General features: G+C 54.0%; 18 protein-coding genes. 13 read left to right on the top strand and 5 right to left on the bottom strand.

Annotated elements, in window-relative coordinates:
• Positions 1-102: 102 nt before the first annotated feature.
• The 4 genes from ppsA to QQJ87_RS07185 all read left to right on the top strand — a co-directional run bounded on the left by ppsA (position 103) and on the right by QQJ87_RS07185 (position 4,220).
• Entirely contained in the window at positions 103-2,514 is a 2,412-nt protein-coding gene (ppsA, locus tag QQJ87_RS07200; RefSeq protein WP_284280866.1) for a phosphoenolpyruvate synthase, read from the top strand.
• Positions 2,515-2,520: 6 nt separating this feature from the next.
• Complete coding sequence (locus QQJ87_RS07195; protein ID WP_284280865.1) at positions 2,521-2,937, top strand: NfeD family protein; 417 nt, start codon at positions 2,521-2,523, stop codon at positions 2,935-2,937.
• Positions 2,938-2,977: 40 nt separating this feature from the next.
• A complete protein-coding gene (locus tag QQJ87_RS07190; protein WP_284280864.1) occupies positions 2,978-3,895 on the top strand; it encodes an SPFH domain-containing protein in 918 nt (305 codons plus the stop codon).
• Between the two features lie 157 nt (positions 3,896-4,052).
• Positions 4,053-4,220 (top strand): hypothetical protein, encoded by a 168-nt coding sequence (locus tag QQJ87_RS07185; protein ID WP_284280863.1) that lies wholly within the window; start codon positions 4,053-4,055, stop codon positions 4,218-4,220.
• A 528-nt stretch (positions 4,221-4,748) separates the two neighbouring features.
• On the opposite strand, the gene smpB is transcribed toward QQJ87_RS07185, so the two are convergent.
• Positions 4,749-5,198 carry an SsrA-binding protein SmpB gene (gene smpB / locus QQJ87_RS07180; protein WP_284280862.1) on the bottom strand — a complete coding sequence of 150 codons (450 nt, stop codon included), beginning with the start codon at positions 5,196-5,198 and terminating at the stop codon, positions 4,749-4,751.
• Positions 5,199-5,222: 24 nt separating this feature from the next.
• Here smpB and QQJ87_RS07175 point away from each other — a divergent pair, with 24 nt between their 5' ends.
• From QQJ87_RS07175 to QQJ87_RS07140, 8 genes are all read left to right on the top strand, one after another.
• Entirely contained in the window at positions 5,223-5,657 is a 435-nt protein-coding gene (locus tag QQJ87_RS07175; RefSeq protein ID WP_284280861.1) for a type II toxin-antitoxin system RatA family toxin, read from the top strand.
• On the top strand, positions 5,644-5,985 hold the full coding sequence (locus tag QQJ87_RS07170) for an RnfH family protein (RefSeq protein ID WP_284280860.1): 342 nt from the start codon (positions 5,644-5,646) through the stop codon (positions 5,983-5,985). The genes QQJ87_RS07175 and QQJ87_RS07170 overlap by 14 nt, the downstream gene beginning before the upstream one ends.
• 66 nt (positions 5,986-6,051) lie before the next feature.
• A complete protein-coding gene (gene guaB, locus QQJ87_RS07165) occupies positions 6,052-7,512 on the top strand; it encodes an IMP dehydrogenase (RefSeq protein WP_284280858.1) in 1,461 nt (486 codons plus the stop codon).
• An 8-nt stretch (positions 7,513-7,520) separates the two neighbouring features.
• On the top strand, positions 7,521-8,504 hold the full coding sequence (locus QQJ87_RS07160) for a GAF domain-containing protein (protein WP_284280856.1): 984 nt from the start codon (positions 7,521-7,523) through the stop codon (positions 8,502-8,504).
• Positions 8,505-8,565: 61 nt separating this feature from the next.
• The gene (guaA, locus tag QQJ87_RS07155; RefSeq protein WP_284280854.1) at positions 8,566-10,188 is read left to right on the top strand and encodes a glutamine-hydrolyzing GMP synthase; all 1,623 of its coding nucleotides are present in this window, start codon (positions 8,566-8,568) and stop codon (positions 10,186-10,188) included.
• A gap of 11 nt (positions 10,189-10,199) precedes the next feature.
• Positions 10,200-10,985: a tRNA adenosine(34) deaminase TadA gene (gene tadA / locus QQJ87_RS07150; RefSeq protein WP_284280852.1), complete on the top strand. Its 786-nt coding sequence runs from the start codon at positions 10,200-10,202 to the stop codon at positions 10,983-10,985.
• Entirely contained in the window at positions 10,982-11,932 is a 951-nt protein-coding gene (locus QQJ87_RS07145) for an LD-carboxypeptidase (RefSeq protein ID WP_284280851.1), read from the top strand. Before tadA ends, QQJ87_RS07145 begins: the two co-directional genes overlap by 4 nt.
• A gap of 61 nt (positions 11,933-11,993) precedes the next feature.
• Positions 11,994-13,595 (top strand): ABC-F family ATPase, encoded by a 1,602-nt coding sequence (locus QQJ87_RS07140; RefSeq protein ID WP_284280850.1) that lies wholly within the window; start codon positions 11,994-11,996, stop codon positions 13,593-13,595.
• Between the two features lie 40 nt (positions 13,596-13,635).
• Here QQJ87_RS07140 and purT read toward each other — a convergent pair whose 3' ends face one another.
• Entirely contained in the window at positions 13,636-14,868 is a 1,233-nt protein-coding gene (purT, locus tag QQJ87_RS07135) for a formate-dependent phosphoribosylglycinamide formyltransferase (RefSeq protein WP_284280849.1), read from the bottom strand.
• A 20-nt stretch (positions 14,869-14,888) separates the two neighbouring features.
• Positions 14,889-15,968, bottom strand: a complete 1,080-nt coding sequence (locus QQJ87_RS07130) for an AI-2E family transporter (RefSeq protein ID WP_284280848.1) — start codon at positions 15,966-15,968, stop codon at positions 14,889-14,891.
• 143 nt (positions 15,969-16,111) lie between these two features.
• Here QQJ87_RS07130 and QQJ87_RS07125 point away from each other — a divergent pair, with 143 nt between their 5' ends.
• A complete protein-coding gene (locus tag QQJ87_RS07125; RefSeq protein ID WP_284280847.1) occupies positions 16,112-16,834 on the top strand; it encodes an SIMPL domain-containing protein in 723 nt (240 codons plus the stop codon).
• 10 nt (positions 16,835-16,844) lie between these two features.
• On the opposite strand, the gene QQJ87_RS07120 is transcribed toward QQJ87_RS07125, so the two are convergent.
• Together QQJ87_RS07120 and QQJ87_RS07115 are read right to left on the bottom strand one after the other, a co-directional pair.
• Complete coding sequence (locus QQJ87_RS07120; protein ID WP_284280846.1) at positions 16,845-17,282, bottom strand: DUF3135 domain-containing protein; 438 nt, start codon at positions 17,280-17,282, stop codon at positions 16,845-16,847.
• Positions 17,272-17,514, bottom strand: a complete 243-nt coding sequence (locus QQJ87_RS07115) for a hypothetical protein (RefSeq protein WP_284280845.1) — start codon at positions 17,512-17,514, stop codon at positions 17,272-17,274. Before QQJ87_RS07115 ends, QQJ87_RS07120 begins: the two co-directional genes overlap by 11 nt.
• Positions 17,515-17,568: the final 54 nt, after the last annotated feature.

Genomic DNA, 17,568 nt, shown 5'->3' with positions numbered 1-17,568 from the left:
AGTTACAATCGTGAAGCAAGCAAAATTATCAGGGGAAATAATCAATCGTGAAGTGATCTTGCGCGCGATTCATTATTTCTTTTGCTAAATAAGGTGATTCACATGACAAATAACTCAGGTGTTGCAGCAGACGCACTTGTACTGCCTTTCGAGCAGCTTCGAAAGGAAGATGTAGATACAGTGGGAGGTAAAAACTCCTCGCTGGGTGAAATGATTTCCCAACTGGCCGATGCAGGCGTGCGTGTGCCCGGTGGCTTCGCCACCACTGCCCATGCCTTTCGCGAGTTTTTGAATGCAAACAGTCTGGTTGAACGCATCAACAACAAGCTGGACCAGTTGAACGTGGATGACGTGCGCGCACTGGCCCAAGCCGGTGCTGAAATTCGCAAATGGGTTGTTGAAGCGCCCCTGCCCAAACAGCTGGAAGACGAAATTCGCGCAGCGTATGCCCACATGATGGCTCAAAGCGGCGGCGGCATCACTGTCGCGGTCCGCTCCTCGGCAACTGCTGAAGACTTGCCTGACGCCTCATTTGCGGGTCAGCAGGAAAGCTTCCTGAACGTGGATGGCATCGACGACGTTCTTGAAAAAATCAAGGAAGTTTTCGCCTCACTGTACAACGACCGTGCCATTTCTTACCGAGTACACAAGGGCTTTGCGCACGCTGATGTGGCCTTGAGTGCAGGCGTGCAGCGCATGGTTCGTTCTGATGTGGGTTCAGCCGGTGTGATGTTCACGCTCGACACCGAGTCGGGTTTCGACCAGGTCATTTTCATCACATCCAGCTATGGTTTGGGCGAGACAGTGGTTCAGGGCGCGGTCAACCCCGACGAATTTTACGTTTTCAAGCCCACGCTGCAATCCGGAAAATATCCGATCATCCGCCGCCAAATTGGCTCGAAACTGATCCGGATGGAGTTTGATCTGGAAAAAGCGTCAGGTCGCAGCGTTCGCACCGTGGATGTGGCGCCCGAGCAGCGCAACCGTTACTCGCTGAACGACGACGACGTCATTGAGTTGGCCAAGTACGCCATGATCATCGAGAAGCACTACGGACGCCCCATGGACATCGAGTGGGGCAAAGACGGTGTGGACGGCAAGCTCTATATCCTTCAGGCGCGTCCAGAGACGGTCAACAGCCAGAAGGGCAACGATGTTCAACTGCGTTACAAGCTCAAAGGCAATTCGGCGGTACTCAGCAGCGGTCGGGCCATTGGACAAAAAATTGGCGCTGGTACGGTCAGACTGATCAATGACGCCGCTGAGATGGACAAGGTTCAGGCAGGCGACATTCTGGTGACCGACATGACCGACCCCAACTGGGAGCCCGTCATGAAGCGGGCAGCTGCCATTGTGACCAACCGCGGCGGACGCACCTGCCATGCAGCCATTATTGCCCGTGAACTGGGTATTCCAGCCGTGGTGGGCTGTGGAGACGCAACCGAACAGCTGAAAGAGGGCACGTTGGTGACGGTCTCTTGCTCTGAAGGTGACACTGGCTACATTTACGAAGGCCTGCTTGAAACCGAGGTCACCGAGGTTCAGCGCGGTGAATTGCCCGAAATTCCAGTCAAGATCATGATGAACGTGGGCAATCCTCAACTTGCTTTCGAATTCTGCCAGTTGCCCAACAAGGGCGTGGGTTTGGCCCGTCTTGAATTCATCATCAACAACGCGATCGGCGTGCACCCCAAAGCCATTCTGGATTATCCCAATGTCGACGCCGACCTGAAAAAGGCGGTAGAGTCTGTGGCCCGTGGACATGCAAGCCCGGTGGCTTTCTTTGTAGACAAGCTGGCAGAGGGTGTGGCCACCATTGCGGCGGCGTTCTACCCCAAGCCCGTGATTGTCCGTATGTCCGACTTCAAGTCCAATGAATATCGCAAGTTGGTGGGCGGCAGCCGGTATGAGCCTGAAGAAGAGAACCCGATGCTGGGCTTCCGTGGTGCTGCACGTTACATTTCTGAAGAATTCGCGGAATGTTTTGAGATGGAGTGCCTCGCACTGAAACGTGTGCGTGAACAGATGGGGTTGGACAATGTCCAGATCATGATTCCGTTTGTGCGCACACTGAACCAGGCGGCTCGTGTGGTTGATCTGTTGGCCCGAAACGGCTTAAAGCGGGGCGAAAACGGCCTGAAACTGATCATGATGTGTGAAGTGCCTTCGAACGCAGTGCTTGCCGATCAGTTTTTGGAGTATTTCGACGGCTTCTCAGTGGGTTCAAACGATTTGACCCAGCTGACGCTTGGATTGGATCGTGATTCCGGGCTGGATCTGCTGGCTGCCGATTTCGACGAGCGTGACCCGGCGGTCAGAGCGTTGTTGACCAAGGCCATTCAGGCTTGTCGCGCGCAAGGCAAATACGTGGGCATTTGCGGCCAGGGCCCCTCAGACCACCCCGACTTTGCGCTGTGGTTGGCCAACGAGGGCATTGAGTCCATCTCATTGAACCCTGATTCGGTGGTTGACACTTGGCAAAAGCTGGCTGAACGCCACAACAAAAAGGGGTAAATGGCATTGAGTGACACGTCTCTGTGGTTGATTCTGGCTGGTTTGTTGCTGATTGCAGAGCTGACGACCGGGACGTTTTACATCTTGCTGATTTCACTGGGGGCCGCACTTGGCTCCCTGGTGGCCTACCTGGGCCAGCCTCTTGAAATTCAAATTGGAAGTGCGGCCGTGTTTGCTGTACTTTCATGTCTTATGTTGCAGCGGGCCCGCAAGGGCAGCGTCAACACCGAACAAGATCGATTGCACAACAATCTGGACATTGGTAATTCAGTACAGGTTGAGCAATGGTCTCCCAACGGCCATGCCCAAGTTCAATATCGAGGTGCGCGCTGGTCTGCCCAATGCCTTGATGAACAACCGGCGCCCGGCGAACACGTCATTGTGGATTTGCAGGGCAGTACACTTAAGCTCAAGTTAAAGTAATACTTATAAGCTATTGTTTTATTGATGTATTGGAGGTTGTATGCAAGTCTCATTGATTATTCTTATTCTGGCTGTGGTTTTTCTCAGTCAGGCGGTTCGAATTGTGCCTCAGCAAAGTGCCTGGGTGGTTGAACGCCTGGGGAAATACGATCGCACCATGCAGGCGGGCCTGAACTTTCTGGTTCCCTTTATTGAAAGGGTGTCTTACAAGCATTCGCTGAAAGAAATCCCACTGGATGTGCCCAGTCAGATTTGCATCACCAAAGACAACACCCAATTGCAAGTGGATGGCATTCTGTATTTTCAAGTCACAGACCCCATGCGCGCCAGCTATGGCTCCAGTGACTACATCAGCGCGGTTACCCAGTTGGCTCAAACCACCCTGCGCTCGATTATCGGCAAAATGGAGCTCGACAAAACATTCGAAGAGCGCGAGCACATCAACGCCAACATTGTGAACGCGCTGGATGAAGCCGCCATGAACTGGGGTGTGAAGGTATTGCGTTATGAAATCAAAGACCTGACCCCACCGAACGAGATTTTGCATTCTATGCAGGCTCAAATTACGGCCGAACGGGAAAAGAGGGCGCTTATTGCGGCCTCTGAGGGCCGTAAGCAAGAACAGATCAACATCGCCACCGGCGAGCGGGAGTCTTCGATTGCAAGGTCTGAAGGAGAGCGTATTGCGGCCATCAATCGCGCGCAGGGTGAAGCCGCGGCAATCACCGAAATTGCAAAAGCGACCGCAGACGCCATCACCAAAGTGGCCTCTGCCGTGAATGCGCCCGGAGGACTTGAGGCTGTCAACCTGAAAGTGGCTGAGCAATACATCGAGGCGTTCAGCGGCGTGGCCAAGCAAGGCACCACCTTGATTTTGCCGAGCGACCTGTCGAATATGGGCAGCATGGTGGCCAGTGCCATGCAAGTGGTCAAGCAGACTGGGGCAGGGAAGTCCTGATCGTTTTGATGAGGCGGTGGTTGTAGGCCGTGCTTGTTGCTGAGTCGGCTATTGCAGGTGTGCATGTCACTTGCGCTTGGTAGGTGCTGCGTCGGCTATTGCAGGTGGGCTTGTCACTTGCGCTTGGTTGTTGCTCAGTCGGCTATTGCAGGTGTGCATGTCACTTGCGCTTGGCTTGCCCGAAATGACGCTGTTCCGAACCCTGGCTTTGGAAGCCCGAGCGACAACTCGTGGCTTTGCAAGCCACTCAAACATGTCGCAGGTCGAGCATGTTCCAAAGCTGCGGGTGCTGAGCAGCCGGGCAACCCTGAATCGCGCTGCGTGACACACCCACCTGCAAAGCCTGACAGCGCGGAACACCGGCACAGGGATTCAAACCAATCTGCTGACCTGCTGACCTGCTGACCTGCTGACCTGCTGACCTGCTGACCAACTTAGCTTGACCCTTATCGTACTGTTCACCAACTTCGACCGAAGCCTCGGTCTGCCCCAAGCGCACTGCCTGTTCTGTCGCAGCCCGATTCAAGAATTGCCCCACTTGTGTTGACTCGCAGACTTGGAACTTGCCCGACCTGCGACTTGTCTGAGCCCCGGCTTTATCCGGGGCGAGTTGTCGCTCGGGCTTCCAAGGCCAGAGGCAATTACAAGTTGAATGGGCAATTCAAGGGCAAGACAGACTGGGCTGTGCACGAAGGAAGGCAAGACAGACTGGGCTGTGCACGAAGGAAGGCAAGACAGACTGGGCTGTGCACGAAGGAAGGCAAGACAGACTGGGCTGTGCACGAAGGAAGGCGAGATAGACCGGGCAGTGCACGAAGGACGGTAAGTCAGATAGGCTATACGCGGAGCCTCTTCAGGTCCGATGCACCTTCATCAATCGCTCCTGCTCACGCTTCCAGTCTTTGTCTTTCAATGTGTCGCGCTTGTCATGAAGCTTTTTGCCCTTGGCCAACGCAATGTCGCATTTCACGCGACCATTCTTGAAATGAAGGTTCAAAGGCACCAGTGCATAGCCCTTTTGCTCCACTTTGCCGATCAGTCGATTGATCTGCATTTTGTGCATCAACAACTTGCGGGTGCGGGTGGAATCTGGGCGAACATGCGTCGATGCGCTGATCAGCGGTGAAATGTGTGCGTTGAGAAGGTACAATTCGCCGTCTTTGATCACTACGTGACTTTCACGAATCTGGACTTTGCCGGCCCGGATGGATTTGACTTCCCATCCGTCCAGCACCATACCCGCTTCATAGGTTTCTTCAATAAAATAATCGAAGCTGGCTTTTTTATTTTGTATTAGGCTCATGAGTACAGATTACTCCAACGATACATGGCAACTGTAGAAAAATCCGTTCTCGTGCATTTTAGTGCACAGCAAATCTTTGATCTCGTGCAGAAGGTGGAGGATTATCCCAAATTTCTGCCTTGGTGCAGCGCTGCGTCCGCTGAATGGATCACCGAGAACACGGAAAAGGCAACGGTTGAGATCTCTTTCAAAGGTGTCAAGCAGGCTTTTACCACCCTCAATGAGCTGGAAGAGGGGCGTGCCATCCACATGCGCTTGTCAGACGGGCCTTTCAAGCGATTGCAGGGGGAATGGCGCTTTATCGAGCTGAAGGAAGACGCTTGCAAGGTAACATTTTCCATCGATTATGAATTCTCCAGCCGCGTGCTGGAACAACTGATCGGGCCGGTGTTTACGAGCATCACCAACAACTTGGTTGACAGTTTCATCAAAAGGGCAGAATACAATGCCCAGCATTGAAATAAGCTGGATCCGTCTTGAAGAAGACGATGCAGGCGTGCTGAACCGGCTTCCGACTGCCATTCAGGTTCCAGAGGGTTCAAGCATCGAATCGGCACTGGCGCTCTTGGGTTACAACGCCGGGCAAATTCAAGATCTGATTCAGACCAGGGGCGTCTCTATTTTTGGTCAGTACGCCACACCTGGCGTTCTTTTACATCCAGGCGACCGGATTGAAATTCTGGACAAACTCCGATTCAATCCAATGGAAAGTCGTCGCCGGCGGGCAGCACATAAAAACCAACACCCAAAAGGTGTCCGAAAAAGTGGACTGGCATCACCAAAGTGATGCACTGATGGTTAGCAAATGCAGCTGAATCCTTTATAATTCGCTTTTGCGCAAAGGGGTAATTGCATGCGTGTCACGCAAAAAGCGTTAACGTTCGACGATGTTCTTCTGGTGCCAGCCTTTTCAGACGTGCTGCCCAAAGACACTTCGCTGTCTACACAACTCACCCGTGAAATCCGTTTGAATATTCCGCTGGTGTCAGCGGCGATGGACACAGTGACCGAGGCCAACCTGGCCATTGCCATGGCTCAAGAGGGCGGCATCGGCATCATTCACAAGAATCTTTCGATTGCACAGCAGGCCGCTGAAGTGGCCAAGGTGAAGCGCCATGAATCGGGTGTTCTGCGCGATCCAATCACCATTGAGCCCGATTTAACCGTACGGGAAGTGATTGCGCTGACCCAGCATTACAAAATTTCCGGACTGCCTGTGCTGAAAAACGGCAAGGTGGTTGGCATTGTCACCAACCGCGACCTGCGATTCGAAAGCAATCTGGATCAGCCGGTCTCCAACGTCATGACCCCTCGCGAGCGCCTCGTCACGGTGACTGATGACGATTCACTGGAAGACGCCAAACTGCTGATGCACAAGCACAGGCTTGAGCGCGTTTTGGTGACCAACGACAAAAACGAGCTAGTGGGCTTGATCACCGTCAAAGACATTCAAAAGGCCACAGAGCACCCGTTCGCCAGCAAAGACTCTCAAGGCAAGCTTCGGGTCGGTGCCGCGGTTGGTGTGGGTGAAGGCACGGAGGAACGTGTTGAAAAGCTGGTGCAAGCCGGTGTTGATGTAATCGTAGTAGACACGGCTCACGGCCACAGCAAGGGCGTGATCGACCGTGTGCGTTGGGTCAAGCAAACTTATCCGCAGGTGCAGGTAATCGGCGGTAACATTGCCACCGGAGAGGCCGCGCTTGCCTTGGTTGAAGCCGGTGCCGACGGTGTGAAAATCGGCATTGGCCCTGGTTCCATTTGCACAACACGCATTGTGGCCGGGGTGGGCGTGCCTCAAATTACAGCCATCGCCAACGTGGCCAAGGCCCTGGAAGGCACTGGCGTGCCGGCCATTGCTGATGGTGGCATTCGCTACTCTGGCGACATATCCAAGGCCCTGGCAGCTGGCGCAAGCAGCGTCATGATGGGCGGTATGTTTGCCGGCACCGAAGAGGCGCCCGGCGAGGTCATTTTGTACCAAGGCCGCAGTTACAAGTCTTACCGTGGCATGGGCTCCCTGGGTGCGATGACGCAGGGCTCTGCTGATCGCTATTTCCAAGACCCGGCCAACAATGCGGACAAGCTGGTACCCGAGGGCATTGAAGGGCGCGTGCCTTACAAAGGTTCTGTGCTCGCCATTATTTTCCAACTGGTTGGCGGTATTCGATCATCCATGGGTTATGTCGGTTGTCGTTCCATTGAGGAAATGCACGCCAAGGCCAATTTCGTTGAAATTTCCTCGGCCGGTATTCGTGAGTCGCATGTTCACGATGTGCAAATCACCAAGGAAGCACCGAACTATCACATCGACTAGAGCAAGCCATGAAAAGCCCCCAAATTCCCGAGAATGAGTTCGAAAGAACGAGAGCGCTGGATGAGCTTGGGGTTGTTTACTCGCCGGCCGAAGCACGGTTTGATCGCATTGTCCGTTTGGCCAAGAAGTTTTTTAAGGTCAAGTCTGTGCTGGTGTCTCTGGTGTATGGGGAAGAACAATGGTTCAAGGCTCGCCAAGGCTTGAATACCCCATGCACACCAAGGGACATTTCGTTCTGCGGGCACGCCATTCTCAATGACGGTCCCTTCGTGATCGAGAATGCACTTGAGGACGACCGTTTCAGCGACAACCCCTTGGTGTTGGGGCCTCCACACATCCGTTTTTACGCTGGGCAACCCATTCACAACCGCTTCGGCGTCACTTTGGGCACGCTGTGTCTGCTGCACAACGAGCCACGCGCTTTCAGTCACGAAGACCGAAAGGATTTGCGCGATTTCGCCAAGTTGGTTGAGGGCGAACTGGCCAAGCGTGCGGCTTCGCCTGTGGTGGATGATTTTCTGGCGCTGCTTGACTCGAAACAGCGTGCTGCCTTGTTGGAACCACTCACGGGCGCCTGGAACGCGGCTGGCATCGAGGAAGTGCTAACTCGCGAACTTCGTGCATGTCGAAGTCGTGAATTTGGACTGTCCGCCATGAAAATCCGCCTGCGGGGCTACAGCGATCTGCATGAACGCTTTGGGCAAGACCGGGTCGCCGACATTTTGAAGTTTGCAGCGGCCAACATTCGTGATTGCGTGCTGGAAAGTGCCAGTCTTGCTTATCTGGGCAAAGGCGAGTTTTTTCTTGTTTGCCCCTTTCATGATCACGAAAAGCATTTTCAGACCCAGTCGGACCTCAAATTTCTATTTGCGCAGTCTTTGCTGGAAACCCAAGGCATCCAGGCCTTGGTTGAAATCGACATCAATGCAGTACTGATCGAGTCTGAACCTCAAATCGCCAAGGGCGCAGCCCACTGGATTTCCACGCTTTGATTCGACTGAATCAAGCTCCACCAAAAACCACAACATTGAATGCCCTGAAGGCAATTGTCGAATGAATCATCAAAAAATATTAGTGCTTGATTTTGGCTCACAAGTAACGCAGCTGATCGCTCGCAGAGTGCGGGAATGTGGTGTATTTTGCGAAATTCTACCCTGTGACGCTGACCCCCAGCGCATCGCCGACTATGGCGCTTCAGGCATTGTGTTGTCTGGTAGTCATCAATCCGCCTATGAGGAAAGCACCGACAAAGCCCCCGACATTGTGTTTAACCTGGGCGTTCCTGTTTTGGGCATCTGTTACGGCATGCAGACCATGGCCCAGCAGTTGGGTGGCAAGGTGGAGGCGGGTACGGTCCGTGAATTCGGACATGCGCAAATTCGTGCCCACGGCCACACACAGCTGCTAAACGGCATTGAAGACAGCACCAATGAGCAGGGCCACGGCCTGCTGGATGTCTGGATGAGCCACGGCGACAAAGTGACTCAATTGCCTGCGGGTTTCAAACTGATGGCATCCACGCCTTCATGCCCGATTGCCGGTATGGCTGATGAAGAAAGACGTTTTTACGGTGTGCAGTTTCATCCGGAGGTGACGCACACCAGGAAGGGCCACTTGATTCTGCAGCGCTTTGTGCGCGACATTTGCGGCTGCCAGGGTGACTGGTCCATGCCAGGCTTCATTGAAGAATCCATTGAACGCATACGCGAGCAAGTCGGCAGCGACGAGGTGATTCTCGGCCTGTCTGGCGGCGTAGATTCTTCAGTGGCGGCGGCATTGATTCACCGCGCAATTGGCGATCAGTTGACCTGTGTGTTTGTGGACCATGGCCTGTTGCGGCACAGGGAAGGCGAGCAGGTGATGGAGACTTTCGCCAAGCACCTGGGTGTGCGGGTTGTACACGTCAACGCCACGGATGAATTCATGGGGCAATTAAAGGGCGTCACCGACCCGGAGGCGAAGCGCAAAATCATCGGCAAGGCCTTTGTGGACGTGTTTCAGCGCGAAGCTGAACAACGCCAAAACGCGCGCTGGCTGGCCCAGGGCACCATCTACCCCGACGTCATTGAATCGGCCGGGGCCAAAACAGGCAAGGCGACCAACATCAAGAGCCACCACAATGTGGGCGGCTTGCCCGACACACTGAACATGAAGTTGCTGGAGCCGCTTCGCGACCTGTTCAAAGACGAGGTGCGCAAGCTGGGTGTTGAGCTGGGGCTGGACCCTGAGATGGTGTATCGCCATCCGTTCCCAGGCCCAGGGCTTGGTGTGCGCATCTTGGGCGAAGTGAAGGCCGAATACGCCAGTATTTTGCAATTGGCTGACGCTGTGTTTATTGAAGAGTTGCGCAACACCAAAGCCACGGCCCAAGACGCCGCCGCAGGCCTTTGCACTGCTGAACAGGTTGGTAAAAGCTGGTACGACCTCACCAGTCAGGCCTTTGCCGTCTTTTTGCCGGTGAAATCGGTGGGTGTGATGGGCGACGGGCGAACCTACGAATATGTGGTTGCGATTCGCGCGGTTCAAACACAAGACTTTATGACTGCCCACTGGGCGCATTTGCCGTATTCCTTGCTCGGGCGTGTGTCCAATCGCATCATCAACGAGGTGAAGGGCGTCAATCGTGTGGTGTACGACGTATCCGGCAAACCGCCTGCAACCATTGAGTGGGAATAACACCCAAACCGATGAACAACAGCCAGCGATTTCAGCTTCGGCAGCACCAAGGCGACCAGCAGGATCTGGCCTGGATGCGCCGTGCGCTGGAGCTGGCCGACGAAGCAGCGCGAGAGGGTGAAGTCCCGATCGGTGCGGTGCTGGTCGAAAATGGCACTGAAATTGGTGCCGGCTACAACCAACCCATCGCAAGGCATGACCCCACGGCGCATGCCGAAGTGGTCGCCCTTCGCAGCGCCTGTCGGCACCTCGGCAATTACCGCCTGGCGCCTGGCGCAACTTTGTACGTCACTTTGGCGCCCTGTTTGATGTGCCTGGGGGCGATTTTTCATGCAAGGGTAGGGCGTGTGGTGGTCGGTGCCACTGATTCGCGCTTTGCACCGCCTATTTCAGAGTTGCTGTCTCATTTTGAGGGCAACCACGCGTGGTCTTCGTGTGCATTTGAAACAGATTGTCTGGCTGACGAGTCTCGATCAAAACTGGTGGCCTTTTTTGATTCCAGGCGACACTCCAGAGAATCTGCATTGATGCTCCTGTCCAGCCTTTCAGACCTTCCCAACATCGGCAAATCCGCTTTGAGACAACTTCAGGCGCTGGGTTATCAACAGGGAAGTGATTTACTGCAGCCCACCATGGAGGCCAATGCCGAACGCATTGAGCGCCACATCCAAACACTCAGCCGTCTGGAGCATGCGCAAGAAATTGCGATGCTCAGTAGCTTGTGCGACTACCTGCGGGGCAATGTAGTGAGGTCTTGGAAGACCTATTTGCCTGCAGACGGAGGGCTGCCGCATTGACAAATAAACCTACGAATCGGGTTGTATTGTGCTCACCAAGCGGGGCGCTTCTTGAGCCAGATCGCCTTGACAGGGCGGTCTCAGCGCTGCAAAGCCTCAGTTTTGAAGTCAAGGAGAGTGTGCATTGTCGAACCCGGCATCAACGTTTTGCCGGAACTGACGAACAACGCCTGTCTGATCTTGAGGCTGTGTTGGCAAGCACAGATCCAAGCTTTATTATGGCCACCCGGGGTGGTTACGGCGCCTCACGATTGATGGACAAGGCAGATTGGCCCACACTGGCCAGGCATTTGAATGCGCACCAGCATGTGCTGTGTGGCCACAGTGACATCACTGCCATTCAATTGGCCTTAATGGCGGCTGGGGCACGGCCAGAGCATCTGTTACACGGCCCAATGGCCAGCTTCGATTTTGGCGATGAAGCCGGTGTTCATGAATCGACCTTGCAGTACTTCCTGTCCAGCTTGGGCGGCCAGGTCTCGATTCACTGGGAAGGGGCGATTTACGATCGGGATGATGCAGGTAGTTTTGAACCGCTGGAAGGCCCGGTGTGGGGCGGAAACCTGACCATGTTGTGTGCGTTGGTCGGTACACCCAGTCTGCCCAAAATACAGGCTGGCATTTTGATACTCGAAGACGTGAACGAAGCCGTTTACAAAATTGAGCGCATGTTGCTTCAGTTGCACCAAGCGGGGGTGTTGGCGACACAGCAGGCGATCGTGCTTGGCCAGTTCAACGAACCTGCACCCAGCGTGCATGACAATGGCTACGACCTGTCCATCCTGGCCCAGTATCTTGCCAAGCTGACTGGCCTGCCCGTGCTGACCCAATTTCCCTTTGGGCATTGCACCCCCAAGTGTTGCTGGTATCAAGGCAAGAAGGGGCAGCTACGCCAAGCGTCACCATCCACGAATGGTTTGCCTCAATGGAGCCTGGTGCAAAGCTAGGCATCACGTGGCATGTATAATGCCAGCTATTTTTGAAATTCCTTTTAATTATCTGGGACTTATGCTTACAGCAGCAAATATCACCATGCAGTTCGGCGCCAAGCCGCTGTTTGAAAACATCAATGCAAAGTTTGGCGACGGCAATCGATACGGTCTGATTGGCGCGAACGGATGCGGCAAATCAACGCTCATGAAAATACTGGGGGGTGATCTTGAACCCAGCCATGGCACCGTGGTGCTAGACCCCAACGTTCGGCTGGGCAAGTTGAGTCAGGACCAATTTGCATTTGAAGACCTGCGCGTGCTGGATGTTGTCATGATGGGCCACAAAGAAATGTGGAAAGCCATGACCGAGCGCGATGCCATTTACGCCAACCTGGAAGCCACAGACGAAGATTACATGCGTGCAGCCGAGCTGGAGGCTGTGTTCGCCGAGTTCGGTGGGTATGAGGCAGAGGCCAGGGCAGGTGAACTACTACTGGGTGCAGGCATTGCGCTGGAGCAGCATCAGGGCCCCATGCGTGAAATCGCACCGGGCTGGAAACTGCGCGTGCTGTTGGCTCAAGCCCTGTTTTCAAAGCCAGACCTGTTGTTGCTGGACGAACCCACCAACAACCTGGACATTTACACCATTCGTTGGCTTGAAAACGTGCTGAACCAGTACGACAGCACGATGATCATCATCAGCCACGACCGGCACTTCCTGAACTCCGTGTGCACCCACATGGCCGATTTGGACTACGGCACCTTGCAGGTTGTTCCGGGCAACTACGACGACTACATGCTGGCTGCTGCGCAAGCGCGGGAAAGGGCACAGGCTGCCAATGCACGCGCCAAAGAGAAGGTCAGTGAACTGCAAGACTTTGTGCGTCGCTTTGCTGCCAACAAGTCCAAGGCAAGGCAGGCCACTTCACGTCAGAAGCAGATTGAGAAAATCAAGTCTGAAACTGTGCAGCTCAAGCCCAGCTCACGCCAAAACCCGTTTATCCGCTTTGAGCAAAAGAAGAAAATGCACCGCTTGGCGGTTGAACTGGATTCAGTCAGCAAAGGCTACGACGGCAATTCCGTCATCAAGAATTTCTCGGTCATGATTGAGTCGGGTGACAAAATCGGCATTGTGGGCTCAAACGGCTCGGGCAAGTCCACGCTGTTGAAGCTGCTGGCGCAGGCCATCAAGCCAGATCATGGTGAAGTAAAGTGGTCTGAAAACGCCAACCTGGGTTACATGGCACAAGACGTCAGCGATGAGTTTCAAGACGATCAAACCCTGGTTGAATGGGTCGAGCGCTTTGCGCAAGAAGGCGATGACGATCAGGCCATTCGCGGCATTTTGGGGCGCTTGCTGTTTTCAAATTCGGAAATCAGCAAAAAAGCCAAAGTGTGTTCAGGGGGTGAGAAAAACAGGTTGGTGTTTGGCCGCCTGATGCTGGGAAGGCACAACGTGTTGTTGATGGACGAACCCACCAACCACTTGGACATGGAGTCCATTGAATCTCTGCAATATGCGCTTGAGATGTTTGAAGGCACCGTGATTGTTGTATCGCACGACCGGGAGTTTGTGTCCGGTATTGCCAGCCGTATTTTTGAGATGAAACCCGATGGCATCGTTGATTATCGAGGCACCTACGAAGAGTACCTTGAGCAACAGGAAATGAGCGCCTAAAGTGCTTGGCCCTCAGACTTTGTGCTGAGGGCCTTTTCAATTAAACCGGCTTTACCTTTGCGGCAGCCCTGCGTGCCTTGGCGCGGGCCAGCTCGATGTTGGTGTCGCGTGCCAAAGCCACACCCATGCGGCGCTTTTTGAATGATTCTGGCTTTCCGAAAAGGCGCACGTCGGTGCCGGGCTCAGCCAAGGCCTCGGCAACGCCCTCAAAGGCCATGCCCGTTTTGTCTTGCCCACCGTAGATTACCGCGCTGGCGCCAACGGCTTTCAGGCTTGTGTCAACCGGCAAGCCCAATATGGCGCGCGCATGCAGCTCAAATTCATTTTGCCATTGGGTAATCATGGTGACCATGCCGGTGTCATGCGGACGTGGGCTGACTTCTGAAAACCACACTTCGTCGCCTTTAACGAACATTTCAACACCAAAAATACCGGTTCCACCCAAGGCAGCGGTCACGGAATCAGCCATGGCCTTGGCCATGTCAAGGGCCACGGTACTCATTGGCTGGGGCTGCCAGCTTTCAACATAGTCGCCACTTTGCTGCAGGTGGCCAATGGGTTCGCAATAGCTGGTCTGAATGTCAGCCACGGTGCCAGGCACGCGTGAACGCACAGTCAGCAGTGTAATTTCATAGTCGAAATCGACCACACCTTCCACGATCACCAAGCCTGCATCGACGCGACCCGCTGAGGCTGCGTAGTCCCATGCGGCTTGCAGTTCATCAGCGCTGTCTACCTTGGATTGGCCCTTACCGGACGACGACATGACGGGCTTGATGATACAGGGGTAGCCGATGGCTGGCTTACCATCCAGTCCTTGCTCAACCGCTTGCTTCAACAACTCAAAGCTGCTGGCAAACGCATAGCTGGAGCACTTCAGCCCCAAGGTTTCGGCAGCCAGTCTGCGAATTCCCTCGCGATTCATGGTCAGCCAGGCGGCATTGGCGGTTGGCACAACACGCACCTCGCCTGCAGCCTCCAGCTCTTTCAAGGCGGGTGTTGCAATGGCTTCAATTTCCGGCACCACGATGTGGGGCTTCACGCGACGAATGAGCGCCTTCAATTGCTCTGCATCGGTCATGTTGATGACATGGCTTGAATGGGCAACCTGCTGGCCGGGGGCATTGTCATAGCGATCAACCGCGATCACCTCTACACCCAAACGCTGAAAAGCGATGATGACCTCTTTGCCAAGCTCACCGCTGCCCAACAACATGACTTTGAGTGCATTGGGCGACAGGGGCGTACCGATGCGCGCTGGAAATTCAATCATTGTGTCTGTCTCTCAAGTGATTAATTAATGGATTCTGGCTGATCGTGGTGGTGTGCGTGTGACGCCTCATCAAAGAACACCACCAGCAACACCAGCAAAACTGGGCCAATGATCAAGCCGACGATGCCCATGGTGACCACGCCACCAAACACACCAAACAAAACCGCCAAAAAGGGCAGGTGAGTGCCGCCCTGAATCAAGAGCGGGCGAATGAGATAATCGGCGATCATGACCACCAACATGCCAACACTGACCAACACGATACCAGCCACACCGTGCCCACTTAAAAATAGCACAGTGCCCAAAATACCCAACACGCCGGGCGCAGCCATTGGTACGAATGCGATGACAGCGGTGGTGGTACCCAGCAGCACTGGCGCGTAAACACCACACAAGGCAAACAGACCTGAAAGAATGACTGCCTCGGCAAAACTGACAATCACCAAACCGTTGACGGCTGCACGCAGGGCGGGCGGCATGTGAGAAACATAAGGGCGCCAGCGTTGGCCCAGCCAATCGTTACCAATTCGGTTCATGCGGATACTGATTGCCGAGCCGTCACGATAGAAAAAGAACAGCACCCACAAGGCAAAAAACAGGGTGGCCACTCGGCCCAGCAATTCGAGCAGAATGGCTGAAGCTGTGCCCTGGATGGCACCCAGTCGTTGGGTAAATGTGTCGCGCAGCAGGCCAGAGATTTGTTCAGGAATGCTGAGATATTCTTTCCACTTTTGCACCAGGAAATCGCCCATGGCCGGCACATGTGAAAGCCAGTCGGGCACAGCCACGCCCTGTTTGTCTGCTAGACGAAGGAATGTGGTGATGTGCAAGACGTCGCGAACCATGAATACGATCAAACCGATCATGGGTCCTACCAAAAGAAACGCAACCACAAGCGTGGTGATAAAGGCCGCGGTGTTTGGACGCCCTGGAAAGCGGGTGCGAATTCGACAGTGCAGGGGCCAAAAGGCTGTTGCAATGATGCCCGCCCACAATATAGAGAGCAGAAACGGCGACAGCACCACCGCTGCACCCAGCAGTATCAGAATGGTGAACAGCGTGCTGATCAGGGATTTGGGTTGTCTTAAATGCTCTGCCATGTCAGCCGGTGGGTTGGAGGTGCGTTTGGGATTGTGTGGCCGTTAGGGTGCTATTGTAACAACGCTGGACACCAGCTTGCCGCTGGGTCGCAAAAGCTTTGGCGGCCAGCACCATTTTTACAACGATTGAGGAATTCGGCGCAATGAATCAGCTGATCACAAAAAGCAAACCCCTGTTATTTTTAGCCCTTGGCTTGAGTGGCATTGCACTCAGTAACCCTGTCTTCGCACAAACTTGCGAGAAGTCACCCGCCGTCAATTTAAGCGCACAAGCCATGCAGGAAGTGGAAAACAACATGGTCCAAATGAACTGGCAAGTTCAAGTAGAACGCAGTGCCGCCGGCAAGGCGATGAGAGACGCCAGCAATACCTTGAATGAGGCGCTTGCCACTTTGAAGAAAAACGCGAACGTGCGTAATTTACGCAGCAATGTTGAGACTTATCCAAGATATGGCAAAGACCAGCTGGTTACTGGTTGGGTGTCCACCGGTTCATTGAGTTTTGAAATGCCATTGGCGGCATTGGAAAAAAACAGTGACCTGGCTTTGCCCGAGAATGTGGCATTGACCAACATCCAGTACTTCACGAGCCCAGACGTGCTGGAAAAGACCCGTGCGGTACTTATCCAGCAGGCAATCCGCGAGTTTCGCAGCAAGGCGTCCGAAGTGGCCAAGGGCTTTGGGCAAGCAGGCTACAGTCTGGGTGATGTCAACATCAACGATCAAAGCGGTGGCGGACCAAGACCTGTGTTTGCCACACGCGCTTATGCGGCCGAAGCACCCATGGCCAAAATGAATGTGCCGGTTGCGGGTGGAACCAACCAAGTGATCGTGTCGGTCAACGGGCAGGTGTGCTTAAAGCCTTGAACAGACTGAATTAACGCGGCCGAAACTGGATGACAGAGGCCTTGGGTAAAGATTCAGCGATTGGCTGGGGTCGAACTGTCGGCTGACTGTCGCTTTCGACGTTGGCAAGGTCGTCGGCCCCCACCAGTCTCAAGGTATTGCTTGCATTGACATGGTTGGCCTTGGCACTGTCTTCCAGTTGCTGGGCTGCACTCTGAAACTCCTCCAGAGAACCTTTTAGCTTGTCAAAAGATTCCCACATCAAGCGGGAGGCCTCGATGGCGGACTGCAGGGGGCTTTTAGATCGCTTTCGAGTCATCTCGATGCGAAACAGAGTCTGTTCAAGGGCTTTTCGGCCTTTTTCTTCAACAGAATCGATGTAGCCCTGCAAGGCATCAATCCGCTTGACTTCAAAAGCGTCGGGGTCCGTCGCATAGAGTTCTTTCCACTCATTGAATTCAAATTTCATGCGATTTTTCCTCCAACACGGCGTTTAACTGCCTGTCTTTACCGGGCCCATCTTCTGTAATCAAAAAGGTATGCACGGCCAGTTGCAGCTTTCTTAATCGACGGGTTTTTAGGTTAAGCTCATGTCTTAAAGCTTGATTCTCTTCTATGAGTCTGTCAACCAGCGTGAGAGTTTCAAATTTTCTGCCCATTTGAACAAGGTTTCCTGGTTGATCTAGCGATTTTGAGTTCATTGTTTGGGGTACTGCTCGTATGTGTTGTATGTAAGTTGATACTTGGCTTTGCAT

It is taken from the genome of Limnobacter litoralis (assembly GCF_030160455.1).
Lineage (GTDB): Bacteria > Pseudomonadota > Gammaproteobacteria > Burkholderiales > Burkholderiaceae_B > Limnobacter > Limnobacter litoralis.
The sequence above is the reverse complement of the archived record's forward strand: the minus strand, read 5'-3'. Positions and strand labels throughout refer to the sequence as shown.